The organism is Syntrophomonas curvata (assembly GCF_052976825.1).
Genome location: NZ_CM129641.1, coordinates 2,339,202 through 2,359,301, shown reverse-complemented (window position 1 = coordinate 2,359,301; position 20,100 = coordinate 2,339,202). Strand labels below are relative to the sequence as shown.

General features: G+C 50.3%; 16 protein-coding genes. 12 read left to right on the top strand and 4 right to left on the bottom strand.

The genetic code is table 11. From position 1 onward, the window contains the following. The first annotated feature begins 90 nt into the window (after window positions 1-90). From spoIIP to murJ, 3 genes are all read left to right on the top strand, one after another. Window positions 91-1,116, top strand: coding sequence for a stage II sporulation protein P (spoIIP, locus tag ACU70B_RS10645; RefSeq protein ID WP_447183519.1), 1,026 nt, complete (start codon window positions 91-93; stop codon window positions 1,114-1,116). Continuing rightward, the gene (locus ACU70B_RS10640; protein ID WP_447183518.1) at window positions 1,113-1,415 is read left to right on the top strand and encodes a hypothetical protein; all 303 of its coding nucleotides are present in this window, start codon (window positions 1,113-1,115) and stop codon (window positions 1,413-1,415) included. The genes spoIIP and ACU70B_RS10640 overlap by 4 nt, the downstream gene beginning before the upstream one ends. 85 nt (window positions 1,416-1,500) lie before the next feature. Continuing rightward, window positions 1,501-3,066 carry a murein biosynthesis integral membrane protein MurJ gene (murJ, locus tag ACU70B_RS10635; RefSeq protein WP_447183517.1) on the top strand — a complete coding sequence of 522 codons (1,566 nt, stop codon included), beginning with the start codon at window positions 1,501-1,503 and terminating at the stop codon, window positions 3,064-3,066. A 2-nt stretch (window positions 3,067-3,068) separates the two neighbouring features. Here the strand turns inward: murJ and ACU70B_RS10630 are convergent, their stop codons facing one another. Further along, entirely contained in the window at window positions 3,069-3,353 is a 285-nt protein-coding gene (locus ACU70B_RS10630) for a hypothetical protein (RefSeq protein WP_447183516.1), read from the bottom strand. 198 nt (window positions 3,354-3,551) lie between these two features. Here ACU70B_RS10630 and ACU70B_RS10625 point away from each other — a divergent pair, with 198 nt between their 5' ends. Together ACU70B_RS10625 and ACU70B_RS10620 are read left to right on the top strand one after the other, a co-directional pair. Continuing rightward, window positions 3,552-4,046 (top strand): hypothetical protein, encoded by a 495-nt coding sequence (locus tag ACU70B_RS10625; protein ID WP_447183515.1) that lies wholly within the window; start codon window positions 3,552-3,554, stop codon window positions 4,044-4,046. A gap of 174 nt (window positions 4,047-4,220) precedes the next feature. After that, window positions 4,221-4,670: a hypothetical protein gene (locus ACU70B_RS10620; protein ID WP_447183514.1), complete on the top strand. Its 450-nt coding sequence runs from the start codon at window positions 4,221-4,223 to the stop codon at window positions 4,668-4,670. Window positions 4,671-4,702: 32 nt separating this feature from the next. Here the strand turns inward: ACU70B_RS10620 and ACU70B_RS10615 are convergent, their stop codons facing one another. Genes ACU70B_RS10615 through ACU70B_RS10605 form a run of 3 tightly spaced genes read right to left on the bottom strand, consistent with a single transcriptional unit; the run spans window position 4,703 to window position 10,418 of the window. Next, window positions 4,703-6,643: a glycosyltransferase gene (locus ACU70B_RS10615; RefSeq protein WP_447183513.1), complete on the bottom strand. Its 1,941-nt coding sequence runs from the start codon at window positions 6,641-6,643 to the stop codon at window positions 4,703-4,705. Next, window positions 6,640-8,958, bottom strand: a complete 2,319-nt coding sequence (locus ACU70B_RS10610; RefSeq protein WP_447183512.1) for a glycosyltransferase — start codon at window positions 8,956-8,958, stop codon at window positions 6,640-6,642. The genes ACU70B_RS10615 and ACU70B_RS10610 overlap by 4 nt, the downstream gene beginning before the upstream one ends. Continuing rightward, the gene (locus tag ACU70B_RS10605) at window positions 8,943-10,418 is read right to left on the bottom strand and encodes a tetratricopeptide repeat protein (RefSeq protein ID WP_447183511.1); all 1,476 of its coding nucleotides are present in this window, start codon (window positions 10,416-10,418) and stop codon (window positions 8,943-8,945) included. The genes ACU70B_RS10610 and ACU70B_RS10605 overlap by 16 nt, the downstream gene beginning before the upstream one ends. 170 nt (window positions 10,419-10,588) lie before the next feature. Between ACU70B_RS10605 and lepA the strand changes: the two genes are divergently transcribed. From lepA to dnaJ, 7 genes are all read left to right on the top strand, one after another. After that, window positions 10,589-12,409 (top strand): translation elongation factor 4, encoded by a 1,821-nt coding sequence (gene lepA, locus ACU70B_RS10600; protein WP_447183510.1) that lies wholly within the window; start codon window positions 10,589-10,591, stop codon window positions 12,407-12,409. A gap of 98 nt (window positions 12,410-12,507) precedes the next feature. Then, entirely contained in the window at window positions 12,508-13,641 is a 1,134-nt protein-coding gene (hemW, locus tag ACU70B_RS10595; protein ID WP_447185754.1) for a radical SAM family heme chaperone HemW, read from the top strand. Between the two features lie 95 nt (window positions 13,642-13,736). After that, window positions 13,737-14,762, top strand: a complete 1,026-nt coding sequence (hrcA, locus tag ACU70B_RS10590) for a heat-inducible transcriptional repressor HrcA (RefSeq protein ID WP_447183509.1) — start codon at window positions 13,737-13,739, stop codon at window positions 14,760-14,762. A 23-nt stretch (window positions 14,763-14,785) separates the two neighbouring features. Beyond that, complete coding sequence (locus tag ACU70B_RS10585; RefSeq protein WP_447183508.1) at window positions 14,786-16,351, top strand: TCP-1/cpn60 chaperonin family protein; 1,566 nt, start codon at window positions 14,786-14,788, stop codon at window positions 16,349-16,351. A gap of 15 nt (window positions 16,352-16,366) precedes the next feature. Continuing rightward, on the top strand, window positions 16,367-16,927 hold the full coding sequence (grpE, locus tag ACU70B_RS10580) for a nucleotide exchange factor GrpE (RefSeq protein WP_447183507.1): 561 nt from the start codon (window positions 16,367-16,369) through the stop codon (window positions 16,925-16,927). Between the two features lie 42 nt (window positions 16,928-16,969). Next, window positions 16,970-18,775 (top strand): molecular chaperone DnaK, encoded by a 1,806-nt coding sequence (gene dnaK, locus ACU70B_RS10575; protein WP_447183506.1) that lies wholly within the window; start codon window positions 16,970-16,972, stop codon window positions 18,773-18,775. Between the two features lie 175 nt (window positions 18,776-18,950). Further along, a complete protein-coding gene (dnaJ, locus tag ACU70B_RS10570) occupies window positions 18,951-20,093 on the top strand; it encodes a molecular chaperone DnaJ (protein WP_447183505.1) in 1,143 nt (380 codons plus the stop codon). Window positions 20,094-20,100: the final 7 nt, after the last annotated feature.

The window sequence follows — 20,100 nt, the reverse complement described above, 5'->3', positions numbered from 1 at the left end:
GGCCAGTTTAAATAGTTTGAGAATTCCTGCGTTCTATTCACCCGACAGCAGCCATAAACTTAATAAGATAAGCCATGGATGGTGGATAGGATGCAGGGCAATAATTTAATTACCTTCATAAAAAATATATTTTATCTGCAGCTATTTTTAATTGTTATAATAGCTGGGGTAGGAATTGATTTTGGCGGTATCGGGATGGTGCGGCCGGAACAGCTTGACCGCTATAGTTTGCGCCTGCCTTTGCCTACTGTAGCTATTGACTCGGATATGGCGGCAAACCTGGTGGCTTTCAACAGTGTGGCTCTGGCCGGTCAGAATAAAAAGACCGGGCTGTGGCCGGAACAGGGCGGGATGGGGATACCGCAAAAACTGATGGCGGCTAATTTTAATATACCCGTTTCCCGGGGTGAACCGGCAAGCATGCAAAAAGCGCGGGAAACTGAATTGCCTTTGGATAAGCAGGAGAAAGAGGACTATGCCGGCAGGTATTATGATACCCTGAAGGACTATAAAGTGGTGTTGTATTGTACCCATAGTTCGGAAAGCTATATACCGGACAGTGGCCAAGCCAGCCTCGAAGGCAAAAGAGGTCTGGTAAACTCGGTTGCCGGAAGTATGGCCGGGAGTCTTGAATCAGGCGGAATAAAGGCAGCGGTTATTGACCGGATTCATGACTATCCCGACTATAATAAGAGCTATACCGCTTCCCGGGAGACGGTAAAAGAGGTTGTAAACGGCGAAAAAAACCTGGCGGCACTTTTTGATATCCACCGGGATCACATACCCGATGCGGAAAGTGCAGAGACTGTAAACATAAAAGGCCGGATGGCAGCCCGTATTCTTATAATAGTGGGAACCGACGAACGTAAGGACCATCCCCGTTGGAAGGAGAACCTTGCTTTTGCAGAAAAGCTGTACCAGCAGGGGGAAAAGATGTACCCGGGACTGATAAAAGGGATCAGGACCAGGCCGGGTACATATAACCAGGAGTTCTTTGACCGTTCCCTGCTGTTGGAATTCGGCACTGATTTTAATTCATTGGCTGAAGCCAGACATGCTGCGGAGCTGATGGCCGAAATATTGCTTGAGGTTCTGGAGGAGGAAATGACAAAATGAGATTTTACCAGCTGTTAATGCTCATAGGACTTGTCATGTTGGTAATATTGGGGCTTAATACCAGCAATCAAGGCATCAATAATCTTACCCGGGAGGAACGGCAGGCGGTATTGGATGTGGACTACAGCAAAGGCAATATCAAGGTTGAGGCCTTGGGCAACAGTTACAGCTATGCGCTGGACAGGCCTGAAACCGGTTGGGCTGGACTGAAGCAGCAGGGCCGGAGAGCTGTCAATGGTTTTACCGATTACCTCAAAAAGATATGGACCATATTCGATGCGGTATTTCTTTATGAATAATGGCAAATTGGGGTTAACAAGCCTGCTTTTTATTTGCTATATTAGATGTACTGTGAAAAATAACTAGCGGGTGGAGCTGAGATACTTGAGTGATACAGGAAAACATGTAGCCCGGGCGGCAATACTCTTGATGGTTACGGTGGTTCTGTCAAGAATTTTGGGCTATGGCCGCGAAGTGGTCATGTATACCATATTCGGCCAGAACTATTTGACCGATGCCTACCGGGCAGCGTTTTCCATTCCTGATTTCCTGTACATGCTGCTGGTCGGAGGAGCCTTGAGTTCCGCCTTCATTCCCATTTTCTCTTCCTGTGTTGCGACTGACCGCACCGATGAAGGGTGGAAATCCGCCAGTATAGTTTTTAACTATACGGTGATTTTTTTACTGGTACTTACGGTATTTGCTTACCTGTACACACGCCCCCTGATTGTCCTGCTGGCTCCGGGATTACCTGCCCAGTATATTAGTCTGGCCGTAACTCTGACCCACATAATGTTTCTGCAGACCTTTTTTATGGCTTTGAACGGCTTTGCCATGGGCATACTCAATTCTTACAATCATTTTGCCGCTCCGGCTATCGGTACCCTGGTTTACAACCTCTTGATTATACTGGTTGGGGTAGCCCTGGTTAAACAGATAGGGATTGCGGCATTTTCCTACGGGGTGGTGATCGGTGCGGCCCTCAACTTCCTGGTGCAGATCCCGGCCCTGCGGCGGGTAGGCTTAAAATATACTTTCTCTTTTGACTACCATGATCCGGGCTTCCGCCAGATCATGATTCTGATGATTCCGGTTCTGGCCGGGTTGGGAGTAGTACAGATAAACCTCTTTGTTACCCAGCACCTTTCATCGGGTCTGGGGTCGGGGACCATAAGCGCCCTTAACCTGGCGCAGCGGATTATGAACCTGCCCATAGGTATTTTTGCCGTTTCCATCGCCACCGCCATATTCCCCACCCTTACCACCTTGACCGCCCGGGGAGAGCTGGACTCGTTTAAACGTACCAGCTCATTGGGTTTACGGGCTATTTTTCTGGTAACCATTCCGGCTTCACTGGGGCTGATGGCAATTGGGGAACCGTTGATCAAGCTGCTGTTTCAGCAAGGCGAATTTACTGCTGCTATGGCTGTCGCGACCAACGAAGCCTTGTTCTTCTACTGCATAGGGTTATTCGCCTATTCTTCGATTCAGGTCTTGAACCGCAGCTTCTATGCCTTAAAGGATACCCTGACACCGGTAATTGCAGCAGCAATAACCATTGGTTTCAATATACTTCTCTCGATTAGGCTGGTTGAGCCTATGGGTCATACCGGCCTGGCTCTGGCCTATTCGCTGGCTGGATTTTTAAACCTGATCTTTTTGCTGACGGTTTTAAGAGTCAAGGTAGGCAAGCTGGGAGGCAGCAAAATTATACTCAGCTTCAGTATAGCTGCAGGGGCATCTTTATTAATGTACGGAGCCGTCCGTTTTACCATTGATAATCTTATGAGCATCATGGGCTTGGCGTTCAAGCTTAACCTGCTTATCAGTGTGGGTGTCGGCATACTGTTGGGGGCTTTCCTCTATGCCGTGATTGTCTATCTGTTCAAACTGGAAGAGAGTGAGTTGATACTTAATATGGTAAGGAAACGTCTTCCCGGCAGAGCATGAGACTATTGCCGATCCTCCTCCCCGTCCGGCATCTCGTCTACATCAGGTATATACGGTTCGCCCGCGTCAATGACCACCACCGTAAAAAAGATTATTAACCCGGCTACAGTAAAGCCTAAAGCAGTATTCCCCGGAGTACCCATGAGGCTGCTGCCGATAAACCACAGGCCGCCGCCGGTAAACAGGAGCAAGAGTCTGCCGGGATGGTCCTTGATTCGCATCCAGGTTCGCCCCAGGTAAAGAGCAAGAACTATAAAGGGTAAAAGTACAGAAAAAATCTCCCACATTGTCATCAATCCTTTCAAAAAAACCACAAAGTCAGCGATTCCCAATAGCTTATACTACCACTTTATTGGCGGATAGTGAAATACCGAAAACCTTGACCTTAATTTAATTGCCCAACAGTGAACCAAAATTTGTTGTGTACATATAATAATAATAAATCTGACCAAAGCAGTGCCGGGTTGGTTATAACTGGAGGTAAAATGCTGCTCGAATCTGGAGTTCACAATGCCAAAATACGTTTTCGGGGATTAAAGCCGGTGATTTATAATCCCTGTATGGGAAGCGGGCTGGGCGAAAAAGGCTTTATTAAGTTTATGAAGGATAGGGCGGATAATGCTTTTACAGAAGAGGAGACGGATTTCCAGGTACTTGAAGGTATATATGCCCTGGATCATGTTGGCCTGCTGCGTGAGCTCCAGGAATACGGTGACCGGAGTTTTGGGGAAATAGAACTGCGCTTGTCCGAAAAAATACGTTCTGAATTAAAGGCCGTTGATGCCAGTGTTCTCCGAATGGTTACGGAAATCGTCCAGGCGCATGGGAAACAGTCGGAGGCTAAAATGGAAAACAGTTTGATTAGGATAAGACACCGCCTGCAAGCCCTGGAGGAAGAGATGCATTTGTCCCAGGCCTTTATTGATGAACAGAAAGAAAACCTGCGCGCAAATACAGAACGTCTGCATCTAAAATTCTAATAGCAGCGGGCAGGAAATGTCCCCGTTCACCCCTTTATCTTCCAAACACTCACTAAAAATGGCTACCGGAAAATAAAATTACCTTAAAAAGTAAATGCAGGAACCTTTATTTTTTAAAGCTCATACTATGCAATAGACCAGAATCGATTATTTTGGATAAAGGAGTGAGTTACCTTGGCTATTATTCGTATCTGTGCGGAAGAGGTCTCATCCATCAATGAGAACTTTGCCCAGAGCCTGACTTGTACTGATCCCGATTACACGCCGGTGGGGCCGGGAACAGACGCTAATGCTGCTGTCTACAACGTCTCCGTTGACCTGGCCACTTCCCCGCCCCAGCTTTGCTTTTCCTATGATGTGCAGCTGGAATACCAGTACCTGAACAACGGTGTTACTTTTTTGGAATTCTGCCACATAAACGACAATTCTTCCTGCCTGGCCTTGCCGGAGAGCCTTACCTTGTGTGTTTGCGGGTTGTTGCCTACGTTTTCCTTCAATTCTGCAGTTACGGTTACCGGAGCTACGCCGACATCGGTCAGCGGGGATCTGAGCATTGATTTCAGCGTGAGCGACCTATGTGTGCCAACCTCCTTCTGTGTCAGCACCACCGATTGTCCTATCTAAGAGCAAAAGGGAGGCATAATCCGTGCCTCCCTTTATTCCTCCCATTGCACCAGCCTGGGCCGAGGGTCGAGAATAGAGTGATACTGCCTGATATCTCCGTATTTGCCATCCCCGTCCAGCTTTATATAGCGCTGGTACTTACTCCGGCGGTCTTCTGCCCGGGACCAGCCCAGATGGATCAGGCGCAAATCGCTTAAACCGGTGGGCAATTCATTGATATTGACCGGAAAACGCCCGCAGTGTAAAGGAGTTTCCAGCCACTGATAGGTAAACCCGGGCTGGTAGCGCAGCAGGTAGGGCTTATAATGCAGGTGCGCCTGCCATAAACTGTCTTCGCGGTAATGGTTCGAATCCCAGAAATCAAAGGTACGAAAACCGTAAACATCCACATCCGGCTGCCGGATCAGCTGGCTTATGGCCAATACTGCCCTTTCTTCAAACAGTTCATCGGCATCCAGGATGAGGAGCCAGTCGGGTTCCTGCTCCAGGAGCAGTTCCCATAGTTGCTGGCGCAATTGCAGTTCGTTATAAAAGCCCGGCTCCCGGTTAGAGTGGACAAACAGAGGCAGATCCCGTAAACAGTTGCGGCAAACCGTAACGGTGTTGTCACTGCTGGCATCATTAAGAATAACAGCTTCATCGATATAACAGGCTGCATGCCGTAATACCCGGGGTAAAAAACGATCGGCTTCGTTATGCACCAGCATTCCCAGAGTCAGCTTGGAGGGCGATGCCTTTACCCTGCGGGTCAGGCCGCTGTAGACCTGGTTTTTATAGCTGGGTTTGCGCTGGCTGGGGCAAGGTTCTTCATAACGGAGCGTATCAATCTTCCAATTGCCATCATATCTGCAGTCTATTTTCAGGCTGCTTGCTTCCTGAAACCGGCCTCCCCGGCGCGACCCCCTTATCTCGGCTTGAAGGTTAAGACGACTGAAATCATCGGTAAAGTCTTCTATTTGGATAGAAGACAATTCGGCTTTTTGAATGCTTTTATGGATTTGCCAGCCCTGGGCGGCGTAAATTTTGTCCAGAGCGCTCCAGCCCTGACTGGTAAATATAAAACGATAATTATTCACAGGATTTACCCGGCGAAAGTCAAATGAAAGGCAGCTTTCCAGAGCTGAGTGCAGCGGCCCTCCGATCCAGGCTTTATAATGACGGTGTCTGACTTGGGGCTGAGACTGTAAAAATGGGTATACGCCCAGGAGGTCCCGCGGGCGATATATATGGTAGCAAGGAAAGCAGGTATCTGCCCAAAGCTCAAAGCCCAGAGCAGCAGCACGTACGCACAGGTGACGGTCTTCGCCCGCTAACGACAGGTTATAGATTTCAGCATAGCTAACTCCAGCCTGGAGGCTGCGCCGGCTGAAAAGGGTACAGGCGCCCAAGCCTCCAACCCGATATGTTCCCGGCTGACGCAGCATCACTAAAAATTCCCGGATCCGCCGCCTGGCTTCTTCCGGGGAAACCTGCTCCTCCCGCTGGGCGGGATAGAGCTTATAGTCATCCCGCAGCCAGACATTGGGCAGTTCCGTGCTATCGGCCTGAAACCGGGTCCAGAAGATCTCGGAAATAATATCTTTATTATTGGCAATCAGGTGGAGAAGGGTTTCTGGGTGCAGGAGCAAATCGGAATCAACCAGCAGAAGGTAATCATATCCTCCGGTTAGGCATGCCTGCATGATCAGATTTTTATTATGCGCTACCCGCCAGACCAGTTGCTCATTCCAGCGATGGGTAATATTATCTTTTACATAGGGAACAATTTGGTGACTGCCCGGCAGACAGCTTACCCGGGCAGCAAGCGGCCGGAAAGCCCGCAATAATTGTGATGATCCCGCTTCATCGTTATCATCCACAAAGAAATAGTCCGCCTGGCATCCGTCCTTGCGTAGGTCACGCAGTGAATCCAGGAAGTATTTGAGAGTACGCTGATCTTGCCGAACTGTACTACCTATCAGCACCTGCTTCATAACAGCCTCTCCTCTCGGCATAGTTTTAATAGGCGCGATGCCGGGGTCATCTGCGCAAGCTGAACAGCGAAAATCCGCAGCAGTTTTTCGCTGCTGTCAAGCAGCTGCGGCAGATTTTCTTTTTTCTCAGCGGTTAATTGCACCGCGGTCTGAAGATACTGCCAACATTCACGATAACGGTTCATCTGGGCGTAGTTAAGCGCGATAGTAAATAAATTATGTGAATTCCAGAGCCGGCTTTGCTGCATCCATGTTTCCAGGGGGAAGAATGCTCTATCCTTGAGCAGCAATATTCCGCCTATAACCAGATTGAAAGCTCCAGGATAAAGGGCCGCCCGGGTAAGGTATTCCAATGCCCGCTCCGGCTGTTTCCGGGCGGCGTAAACGGCGGCAAGGGATGCCATAGCCTGGTAAGTCCCGGCGCCGGAAGCGCAAACATATTTCTCCCAGGGCTCAACCGAAATTTTTATACAGTACAGCAAAATTTCCTCTGCCTCCGGTCCGTTTCCCAGGGCATACTTGGCTAAGGCCAGAAGGTAGTGGAGGTCCAGGTAATCAGAATATATTTCCCGGGCCGGTTCCAGCAGCCTGACCGCGCTGCCATACCGGGAGAGGCCCATCAAGGCCAGGGCATAATGGTAATAGAAGGCGGGAGAGATGCTGGATGGTGCCGTCAACAGCGATTTTTCCATCGCATCGACTGCCCGGGTATAATCACGGGCATAAAGGTGCACGCGGCCTTTGGCATACCAGCCGCCGGCAGGATCATGACGGCACAGCGCGGCGGCCTTTTGCCGGTTCTGCTGTTGCTTGTTTGCGCTGTAAGTATTGGAAATAAGGAAATGACGGTGTTTTATGGGAGCGTTTAAAACCGGGAATGGCTTTGCGGTTAAGTCTGGAGCCGGGCAGGCCCGGCGGAATAATCTGACCTCTCCCCGCAGTTCGGATTCAGCATCTGATGTGGCACGAGGGGTAAAGACGGGAAGAAGGTAAGCCTGATTTTCTGTTTCCAGTGAGGAAATAAGCTGCCGGCAGCCTTCCCGGGATAGAGATTCGTCCGCCTTCAGCAGGAGTATCCATTCTCCGCTGGCATAATCCAGCGCCCGTTGATATAGCTGAGTGCGGTTATCGGGCCACGGCCCTGAAAAAAACCTGGCCCCAAATTGCTCTGCAATTTCTCCGCTTGCATCTGCAGACTCCATATCCAGGTATAGCAGTTCATCTGCCAGTTCGTTGACCGATTTAATGGTCTCGGCCAGAGCTTCCGCCTCATCCCTCCCATAGATGCAAACGCTCAGAACGGGGTGATTGGCTTCCAGACGTTCCGGCTCGACCTGCTGCAGCAAGGCCTCCGCGCTGAGACCGAAAAGGTTTCTTTCACTGGGGTACCATGAGGGGGAAGCAGGCCGAGCCCGGTACTTTTCCAGAATATGGGCGGCCTGGCTGAAACGGCCGATATTCAGATAGCAGACTGCTTCCAGCATAAGCAAATCGTTAAAGTCGGGATAAATGGTCTGGTAATAACCTAATTGCCTGATAGCTTCCTTGTACTTACGCAACTCCATGAGGGTAATCACGGTCTTTTTGACCAGCATAGGGGCGAATCCCTGCCGCGGCGGGGTTTGCTGAACCGAGCGCTCAAAGCAGGAAAGGGCTTTTTCTCTTTGCCCGGCTCTAAGGTACTCGCTTCCCAGATTGTAGTAGTAAAAGCTGTCTTTATGCTGGTCGGGGTAAGACTCCAATATGTTCAGATTTCTTCTGCTTTTGGCAGGAATATTGGCCTCATTGGCATTATAGCCGTGGTGCAGGATCTCGACCTCACTTTGCCCGATGCTTGCCTGCGGAGAATGTTCCATAATGGAAGGGATTATCTGTTCATGGATGCGTCCTTGAAAACGGTAGCAGCTCCGGTTGCGGAACAAGCGGATAGACGGGAGTTTTAAAGAGCTGTTGGTTTCGGTGGTATTTATCACCTGAACAAAAAACGCTTCATATTCATTTTGCCTGACGGTCTTTTGCAGTATTTCCCCGCTGCCCGGCACCAGTTCTTCATCACCGTCCATGAAGAATACCCAATCACCCGCAGCCAGTTCCAGTGATTGGTTACGGGCTTTGCTGAAATCGTCGTCCCAGGTATAATGTGATACCTTGGCCCCCCACTGGCGGGCCAGGGCAACTGTTTGATCGCTGGAACCGGTATCTACCAGCACGATCTCATCCACATAGTTTCTTACGCTGGAAAGGCAGCGAGCGAGCCGGTGCCCCTCATTGCGGGTAATCATACACAGGCTTAAGGTCATTAACTGCACTCCCATCTGAACAGCTCTTCCCCGGTGCTTATGGCAGGGCTGGCGCAATAGATGCTTCTTTTTTCCACGCTGCCCAGACGTATTATTTGCTGTATGGACTGCGGGGTTTGGTTTTCAGCCTCCAGCAGCAATACCCGGAGGCTGGCGGCCCATTCGGATAGGGCCAGGGCCAGGATACCTTCATCCCTTTGTTCCTCAGCAATCTGCCAGCAGCAAAGAAAAGCTTGCGGATGGTCGCCTTCAGCCTGACAGGCCTGGGCCAACGCCAAGAGATCTTCGCTTTCAGGATTTGTTACCCTTTCCAGCAGGCGCCGGGCCAGAGCATAAAGCTTATGGGCGAAAGCAGTCCTGCCCAAAAGACGGTAGGCTGCTTCTCTATTATGGGCGCTGAGCACTTCGGCAATGGCCAAAGCTAAATCCAGGTCATTTAACCGGAGCAGAGCAACTGCGATCTCCAGCAATTCCTGCCGGCAATCATCACCAGGGTTATCTCTGCCGCCTGGGAATATAAGCCGGTTAATAAATCTGCAGGCCTGGACCACAGGGTGTTCCGGTAAGTTTACTTTATCCAATAAAGGAGCGGCATTTCTGCGGGGCTGCTGCTGCCAGTAAAAGAGGCAGGTCTGTTTAATTAAAGCGGCCGAGTCAGGCAAATTTTGATTTGACCATATTATTTGTCCGGCCTCTTCCCATTCGCCCTGCAGATGCTGCAGGCATTGCAGCTTCAGGATTGCCGCCTCGGGACTGTCCGGGGAGTTTAGCAGAAGATTGAGACATTCCGGGTAAAAAGAATGGGCATAGAGAGTTGCGGCAACAGCTTCAACATCCAGGTCGGTCTCATCAAGCAGGTATTGCCTGAATATCTCTCCCCCGGACTGGGTTTGCCGCAACAACCTGCCGTAGCGGTTAAGCAGGGAATCGGTCTTGATAGTTGCAAGCGCCAGGCGCGTGTAGTGTATAGCTGCGCCCAGGTCATGCACCCGTTCGTTAATTTCGGCCAGGTTTGCCAAGGCCAGGCGGCGGTTTATCCCCACGGCGCTTGCATAATTAGCCGGGGTTTCATTGAAATTGATGTATTGCTGAAATGAAAGGCCCGACTGCTTTAACAGACCGGCATCATAATAGATCAGACCCTGTAAAAAGCAGAGGTCGGCATAGTCCGGGAACAGGGCCAGGCCCTCACCCACTATTCCCATAGCCTGGTATATGTTGCCCTGAGCCCGCAAACAGATTGCATAGTCACGGTATAGCGAGGGTATTTTCCCGGCATCTTGCCGGGCCTGTTCAAAAAACAGGCAGGACTCATGCAATTGCCCCGAGTTATATAGACCTAGCCCCAGCTTATACCAATAATCGGATTGTTCCGATTCATCCGCCAGATTTTGGCAGTTCTGCGAACATGGTTTAGAACTCTTTGCTTCATCGCCCATTGCAATGCCCTGACTTGTGCCGGATTTATCTACCATTTTTTATTCTTCCTCCTCTATCCATACTATGCTACGCCGACCCGAAGAGTTATGGCAAAATAGCATGGCGGCTGTATCATTTGGATGCCGGCGGGAAATTCATCAAGGTTCTTTAATTGAAGAGAGAATTCCAATCGGGTATAATTTAAAGCATGATTTTTTGGCATTAGATGCCTAAGAAGGAGTATAGCTTGCAGGACAGAATACGAAATTTCAGCATTATCGCCCATATAGATCACGGTAAATCCACCCTGGCGGATCGCTTGCTGCAGTTTACCGGCGCTCTCAGCGACCGGGAAATGCGGGAGCAGTTTCTGGACAAAATGGATCTGGAGCGCGAAAAGGGTATAACCATCAAACTTCAACCGGTACGTCTTAATTACCGGGGCCGTGATGGAAAGGACTATATACTCAACCTTATCGATACCCCGGGGCATGTGGATTTCACCTACGAGGTATCCAGGAGCCTGGCTTCCTGCGAGGGCGCCTTGCTGGTGGTGGACGCTTCCCAGGGAATAGAAGCCCAGACTCTGGCCAATGTATATATGGCCATGGATCTTAATCTCGAGATTGTGGGTGTAGTCAACAAGATAGATCTTCCGGGAGCAGAGCCTGGCCGGGTCAAGCAGGAAATGGAGGACGTACTGGGCCTGGACAAGGAAGAAGTACTGCCGATATCAGCCAAACTGGGTACGGGAATTGAAGATGTCCTGGAAGCGGTAATTAAACAGGTACCGCCTCCCCGGGGAGAAGAAGACGGCCCTTTGCAAGCCCTGATATTCGACTCCTACTTTGATTCCTACAAAGGAGCCATTTCCTATATCCGGGTGGTGAACGGCAGCGTTCGTCAGGGCGATATTATTCGTATGATGTCAAGCGGCAAGGAATTCGAGGTATATGAGATCGGAGTGCTGTCGCCGTATATGACCGAAGTTGAATCCCTCAGCGCCGGTGAAGTAGGTTACCTGACCGCAGGAATCAAAAATGTAAAGGACACCCGGGTTGGCGATACCGTAACTCTGGCGGCCCGGCCGGCAGATAAAGCTCTGCCTGGTTACCAGGAGGTCAAACCTATGGTGTATTGCGGGCTTTATCCCCTGGAAAACAATGACTTCGAGAGGCTGCGCGACGCTCTCGACCGGCTGAAATTGAATGATGCCTCTCTCTTTTACGAACCGGAGACCTCCGACGCACTTGGTTTCGGCTTCCGCTGCGGTTTCCTGGGGCTTTTGCACCTGGAAATTATTCGGGAAAGATTGGAGAGAGAGTACGATCTGAGCCTGCTGGCTACCGCTCCCAGTGTGGTCTATAAAATCGTCTTAACCGACGGCAGTGAAATATTGGTGCAGAATCCTGCCCACTGGCCTCCGGCCCAAAGAACCGAGCGCATCATGGAACCCTTTGTTAAAGCTTCCATTATGGTTCCCAACGAATATGTGGGGACTATTATGGAACTATGCCAGGAGAAGCGGGGCAGCTTCATAACTATGGAATACCTCACTTCGCAGCGGGTAATGATCAGCTATAAACTCCCCCTGTCGGAGATACTCTATGATTTCTTTGATGCCCTGAAATCCCGTACGCGGGGCTACGCATCCCTGGACTATGAAATCAGCGGCTATGAGGTTTCCGATTTGGTTAAAATGGACATCATGCTCAACGGGGAAATCGTAGACGCCCTGAGTTTTATTGCCCATCAGGATCGAGCCTATTACCGGGGACGGGCTATTACGGAAAAACTGCGTAAAATTATACCCCGGCAGATGTATGAAGTAGCTATACAGGCAGCTGTCGGGAGCAAAATAATAGCCCGCGAGACGGTCAAGGCCATGCGCAAGGATGTTCTGGCCAAGTGCTACGGCGGTGACATTACCCGCAAGAAAAAGCTGCTGGAAAAGCAAAAAGAGGGGAAAAAGAAGATGAAGCAGATCGGCCGGGTGGAAGTACCGAAAGATGCTTTCATGAGTGTGATGAATATAGAGGATGAATAAGGAATCATAGCGCCGCAAACTGCAGATTACATCATCGGTGGCATGGAGGAGTAGAAGTGGCAATAGGGAATTCCGAATCGAAAATTAACTCATGGCGGATGGGGATGTATATACATATCCCCTTTTGCATTAAAAAGTGCCGTTACTGCGACTTCTACTCTCTTCCCGGAAAAAGTGGATCCGATTTGGATAATTATGTCCGGGCGCTGTTAAAGGAAATTAAGATTCGGGGCGGGCAGATGCCGACGGTGCAGCTGGAAAGCATCTATCTGGGAGGGGGAACTCCGAGCCTGCTGGACGGGCGGCAGTTGCGGTCTATTATAAAAGCCTGCGGCGATTGTTTTAATATTTTGCCCGGAGCTGAGATAAGCATGGAAGCTAATCCGGCCACCCTGGATAAGGCCAAGCTGGCAGCAATGGAAGCAGCGGGCATAAACCGCCTGTCGCTTGGAGTGCAAAGCTTTTTTGACGATGAATTGGACTTGATGGGAAGGGTACATGATGCGGCCGCGGTAAGGGAAACGGTGGATCTGATTCATAGCCGGGGGTGGAAAAACTTTAACCTGGATCTTATTTACGGTTTGCCGGGCCAGTCACTGGGCAGATGGTTGCAGAACCTCAAGCAGGCGCTGGATTGTAAGCCTTGCCATCTGTCGCTCTACCTGCTGCAGCTGGAGCAGCACACCCCGATGGGAAAAGATGTAGCCCGGGGCAGGCTGCAGATGTTGGATGAGGATGAAGAATGGCACATGTACAACCTGGCTATGGAGTACCTGGCCAAAAGGGGTTTTGACCACTATGAAATATCCAACTTCTGCCTTCCGGGCAAGGAATGCCGTCATAATCTGGTCTACTGGCAGGGAAGGGAATATCTGGGTCTGGGAGCGGGAGCAGTGAGCTTTGTTGCCGGCAGCCGCTATAGCAACCAGCCAAACTTAAAACTGTACACCGAAGCTTTACTGTCCGGCAAACCGTGGCCGGTAGAAGAACTGGAGCATATGTCGGGACGGGACTTAATGATTGATGCCCTCATACTGGGTCTGAGGTTATGTGCGGGCATTGATTTAGCCGATTTTAAGCAACGTTTCGGGGCAGATATTTCCAGCGAGCATAAAGAAATAATTGCGCAATATATGGACAGGGGATTATTGAATATGGAAAACGGGCGCCTTAGCTTTACTAAAGCGGGTTATTTTCTTTCAAATCAGGTTCTAAGCCATTTTATAGACTGATCCAGAGGCTTGACAAAGGATAAAACAGGTGCTATTTTTTAGTAAATACTGATTAGCACTCAATTAAAGAGAGTGCTAACAGGCAGGTGGGAAAAATGACGCTGGACGAAAGGAAAAAATTGATTCTGGAATCCATCATCAGGGATTATGTAGAGACGGCGGAACCGGTTGGCTCGCGGGCGGTGGTCAAAAAGCATAGCCTTAAAATCAGCGCGGCTACGGTACGTAACGAGATGTCCGACTTGGAAGAAATGGGTTATCTGGAACAGCCCCATACCTCGGCCGGCCGCATCCCGTCCCAAAAGGGTTTTCGCTATTATGTGGACTGCATGATGGAAAAAGAAAGCCTCGATGAGAAAGAGACCGAGTTTTTGTTTCGCCTGCTTGATGACAGTTTCCAGGAATTGAATGAACTGATACAGAAAATCGGCCATTTTCTGGCCCAGATCACCAACTATACTTCTTTTGTCATTATACCCTCGGCCAACCTGAGCAAATTCAAATATCTGCAATTGATACCGATTGAGGAAGGAAAGGCTCTGGTACTGCTGGTAACTGACCTGGGGGTGGTGATGCACCGCCAGATTGAAGTGCCCGGATCGATTAAGGCTCCCGAATTGGATTTGATTGGGCGGGTGCTCAATCAGGTTCTGGCCGGAAAAAAGCTGGCGGAGATACAGCGCAGCGACCTGCAGGAATTGAGGGAAGAACTTAAGCAGCGCAGACAAGTAATCGACCACGCTCTGGAAGCTATAGAAAGTCTGTTGGCAAGCTCCAACGAGGAAAGAGTAATGATAAGCGGCACGCTTAATATCATGAACGAACCCGAGTTTAAAGATGTCGATAAATTAAGAAAGATACTGGCTTTTCTGGAAGAGGAAAGCCTGCTTAAAAACCTGCTTCCGGATGCGGTTGGTGATAATATCGATATTCGGATAGGGGAGGAGAACCAGTCCCAAGCCATACGGGAATTGAGCCTGGTGTTTTCCGGCTACCAGACCCAGGGTGAAAAAGGACGGATGGGACTGATGGGGCCGATACGTATGGAGTACTGGAAGGCGGCCGGCAGTCTGGATTCAGTCCGGGAAATCATAGAAGAAATAATAAGAAAACGCTTTTAAAAATCAAATTGTAGGAGGCTTTTATGCCGGATAAGCTGCTTGCCGATGGTCGGGAAAAAGATGATAGATTCCAGACCCTTCTGAACAATACCAATGTTGCCCGGGTTATATCTTCGACGGTGGAGGGGACCATTGGTCCCCGGGGATTGGACATAATGATGGTTGATCGCTTTGGTGATGTGGTAGTAACCAATGATGGGGTCACCATATTAAAATACATGGACGTCAGCCATCCGGTTGCCCATATGATTGTAAATGCCGCCCGGGCTCAGCAGGCGGAAGTGGGAGACGGTACCACCACTGCTACCATAATTGCCAGTGCCCTGGTGGCTGAAGGCGCAGCCCAGGTTTTAAAGGGAGTACCGGTTACCCGGGTAATAGAAGGAATTAACAGCGGTGTAAAAACCGCCCTGCAGAAACTTGAAGCGAACAGCCTCGGGGTAGAATCCCTTGACGATCAGAGGCTGGTCGATATCGCCTTCACAGCCGGTCGGGGGCAGCAGGATTTGGCCGGACTGGTGGTGGAAGGCGCCAGGCTGGTGGGCAGGGATAAACTGCTGGAACCTGATTTTAAGCTGGCTGATGCGGTTATCGCCCGGGAAGGAACTCAGAACCAGGTTTTCAAAGGGGTACTGATTAATAAGCAGGCGGTAAATAAAGAAATGCCATCCAGCCTTGAGAATGCAGTGATCCTGGCTGTAGACGACGCCTTGCAGCCGGAGGACTTGAACCGGGAAGCCATGAAAACCGAAGCTGGCTTCCAGTATTACCTGCAGGCCCGACAGCAGTATGAAGATAATTTAACCCGGTTGATTGAGCTGGGGGTAAATCTCGTAGCAGTCGACCGGAGTATAGATGCGCTGGCGGAAGAAATACTTACTGAGGCGGGGATAATGGTTATACAGAGAGTCTCCTCCCGGGAGATGGATAAGCTGTGCCAGCACACAGGAGCCAAGAAAGTGAAGACCAGTGCCCTGAACCGCCCGGCCCAGGTGCTGAGAAAATATCTGGGTTATGCTGAGCGGGTCAAGATAGATGAGAAGCTCAAACATACCTGCATCTATGGCGGAAAAGCTCAGAATCTGGCCACCTTGATAGTTGGCGCTTCTACCGGGGAGGTAGTGGATGAGCGGGAACGCATGGCCAAAGACGCAGCTTCTGCCTTGCAGGCCGCCCTGCGGGGCGGCATCGTACCCGGTGGAGGAGCCCTGGAGGTATGGCTGGCAGGTGAATTGGAGGAACTGGCCCGGGAAGATGGGGGCATGAGTTCTTACGGAGTGCTGGCGGTACGCGAGGCCCTGCTCAAACCGTTTACCTGCATGGCCGGTAATTCCGGTTTTAACCCTCTGGAGAAGCTGGGGAGCATTATCGCTGCCCAGAAGAAGAGGGATAAAAACAGCATATCTTTTGATGCGGACAGCGGTGAGCTGATAGACGTTATGGAACATGGGATTTTTGATCCCGCCCCGGTAAAGCTGCATGCCCTGAAAACGGCCGGAGAAGTGGCGGTTGCCATATTACGCATCAATACCGTTATTAAAATGAAGAATGATGAGGCTGACCCTGACGATATAAACATTACGGAATAGAGGTGATTTAAATCCATGGAAAACAAAGACATGGAAAACCAGGAACAGATTAAGGAAATAATAAATGAACAGGAAAGCGGCACCGCAGCGGATGAAAAAAAGGAAGTGGATGAAATCACTGCTTTAAGAGATGAGCTGGAAAAGCAACAGGAGGAAAATAAGAAATACTATGACCTTTATCTGAGATCACTGGCAGAGATGGATAACTTTAAAAAGCGCAGCGCCCGGGACAAGGAGGAATATAGCAAATATGCCGCCACTCCGTTGATTAAAAAACTGCTGCCGGTCATGGACGATCTGGAAAGGGCCCTGACCCAGTTCAACAGCAGCAAAGATCTGGAGGCCCTGAGCAAGGGGGTAGAGATGATCGCCAGAAAACTGCAGGAGGTCATGAATAGTGAAGGGGTGGAGCAGGTGGAAGCCCTGGGAAAACCGTTTGACCCCGAGTACCATCAGCCCCTGCTGGTGGAAGAAAGCGACGAGCATCCTGAAAATACAATTATTGAAGAGCTGCAAACCGGGTATACCCTTCATGGCCGGGTTATAAGGCCCAGCCTGGTGAAGGTTAGCAAATAACAGAACCTGACTTTTCTATATTAATCTGGAGGTGTTTTTATAATGAGTAAGGTTGTCGGGATCGACCTTGGTACTACCAACTCATGTATTGCTGTCATGGAAGGCAACGAAGCGGCTGTTATCGCCAATGCCGAGGGTGAACGCACCACTCCTTCGGTAGTCGGCTTTTCCAAATCGAATGAGAGATTGGTGGGACGCATTGCCAGACGGCAGGCCATTACCAACCCCGAGAGAACCGTAGTATCCATAAAAAGAAGGATGGGTACTGATTATAAAGTAGATATTGACGGCAAGAAATATACTCCCCAGGAGATATCCGCCATGATTCTGCAAAAGCTAAAAACGGATGCGGAAGCTTATCTGGGCGAGAAAATAACCCAGGCGGTAATAACCGTTCCGGCCTATTTTACCGACTCCCAGCGCCAGGCCACCAAGGATGCCGGTAAAATTGCGGGCCTGGAAGTCTTGAGAATTATCAATGAGCCTACCGCTGCAGCTCTGGCCTACGGCCTGGACAAAGACGATACCCAGACCATCCTGGTTTTTGACCTGGGGGGAGGGACCTTTGACGTCTCCATACTGGAGATTGGCGATGGGGTATTCGAGGTTAAAGCTACCAGCGGCAACAACCGCCTGGGCGGCGATGATTTCGACGACAAAATCATCAGTTGGCTGGTCGAGGAGTTCAAGAAGGAAAAGGGATTTGATTTACGCAGTGACAAGATGGCTATGCACCGCCTGAAAGAGGCGGCAGAGAAAGCCAAGCACGAACTTTCCGGAGTAATGACTACCGATATCAATATTCCGTATATTACAGCTACCCAGGATGGCCCTTTGCATCTGGAGAAAACCTTGACCCGGGCCAAGTTCAATGAAATGACCTCTGATCTGGTGGAAAAAACCATGGGCCCGACCCGCCAGGCGCTTAAGGATTCGGGCCTGAAGGCCGGCCAGATTGATAAGGTCATCCTGGTGGGTGGTTCTACCCGCATACCGGCGGTACAGGACGCTATCAAGAATTTTATCGGCAAAGAGCCCTTCAAGGGCATCAATCCGGATGAAGTGGTGGCTATCGGCGCAGCCATCCAGGCCGGGGTGCTGTCCGGGGAAGTTACCGATGTGGTGCTTCTGGATGTAACCCCGCTGTCGCTGGGTATTGAAACCCTGGGCGGAGTCTTTACCCGGATTATCGAACGCAATACCACCATACCTACGGCCAAGAGTCAGGTGTTTACCACTGCCGCCGACAACCAGACCTCGGTTGACATCCATGTGCTGCAGGGAGAAAGAAAGATGGCCCAGCATAACGTGACCCTGGGCCGGTTCCAGCTGACCGGTATTCCGCCGGCGCCGCGGGGAGTACCCCAGGTAGAGGTCAAGTTTGATATTGACGTTAACGGTATTGTCCACGTTACCGCCAAAGACCTGGCTACCAACAAAGAACAAGCGATTACCATCACTTCTTCCAGCGGACTTAATGACGACGAGATTGATAAAATGGTTAAAGATGCGGAGAAATTTGCCGAAGAGGACGAAAAGCGCCTGAAGGAAATCGAAGCCAGAAATAATGCGGATAGTATGATTTACCAGGCAGATAAAATCATGAAGGAAAATGCCGACAAGATGGATGAAGAAGCGAAAGGCAAGATCGAGGCGGCCAAAGAGGATTTGACCCAGGCCCTGCAGGGGGACGACATTGCCGCTATCGAAGCCAAAACCCAGGCTCTGACCGAAGCCATTTATGCTTTTACGGCCAAAATGTATGAGAATGTGGATCAGCAGCAGCAAGAACCGGGTTCGGATGAGGTGTTTGACGCCGATTACAATATCCCGGACGATGACAAATAAAGCGGAACTCTTGCCAGACAGGCGGCTAATGCCATATAATTTTATAGTTTAGGGAAACAGGATGATTAGTCTGCAGGTCGTAGCATAATATATACAGGACTGGACTTGGGAAGAGGAATTACCCGGAAGCTCTATCGTTTCCGGGTTACCCTGTTTTTCAGGAAGGTGGGGAATAATGGCCACAAAGAGAGATCTATATGAGGTTTTGGGGTTATCCCAAAACGCAACTCCGGAAGAGATTAAAAAAGCTTACCGGCAGATGGCCCGCAAATACCATCCCGATGTTAATCGTGATGACCCTGATGCGGCGGATAAATTCAAGGAAATAAATGACGCCTATGAAATACTGAGCGATTCGGAAAAACGGGCGGCCTATGATCGTTTCGGCCATGACGCCTTTGACCCGACCCGCAATAACGGCGGTTTCGGCGGAGGTTTTGGCGGCTTTGGAGATATGGGCGGCATTAATGATATTTTCGACCTTTTCTTTGGCGGCGCCGGTACCGCCGGGCGGCGTGCCCGTACCGGTCCCCAGCGGGGTGCGGACAGGGAAATCCGGCTGGAAATAAACTTTGAAGATGCGGTTTTTGGTTTGGAGAAAGAGATCGAGATATCCCGGGTGGAGAAGTGTGAGAAGTGCAGCGGCAACGGAGCCGAACCCGGTTCCAGTATAAAGAATTGCCCTGATTGCCACGGCAGTGGTCAAGTTCGTAATGTACAGAGCACGCCCTTTGGACGTTTTGAGACGGTCAGACCCTGCAACCGGTGCCACGGTGAAGGAAAGGTTATCGAAAAGCCCTGTTCCGCATGCCGGGGTACGGGGCAGGTCAGAAAGAACAGAAAAATCCAGGTACGCATTCCCGCCGGAGTTGACAGCGGCTCCCGCATGAGAATCCAGAACGAAGGGGAGCAGGGAATTCGGGGAGGACCGCCGGGAGATCTTTATATCACCATACTGGTAAGACCTCATCAACGTCTGCAAAGGGAGGGCTATAACCTCGTCACCACCCAGACCGTCGACTTTGTCCAGGCTGCCCTGGGAGCTCAGGTGGAAATACCCCTCCTGGGCGGTACCAGCCATATGCTTAACATCCCTGAAGGTACGCAGCCAGGCGATATAATAACCGTTAAGGGTAAGGGCATTCCCCACCTGCACAGCCATCGCCAGGGAGATCTGCAGGTGATAATAGAAGTGAGCATCCCCAGACGCTTAAGCAAGCGGCAGCGGGAATTATTGATGGCTTTCAATGATGATAATGACGAAGACAGAGCGGGTAAAAAAGGATTGTTTGAAAAATTCAAAGATGCTATGGGATAGAGGTACC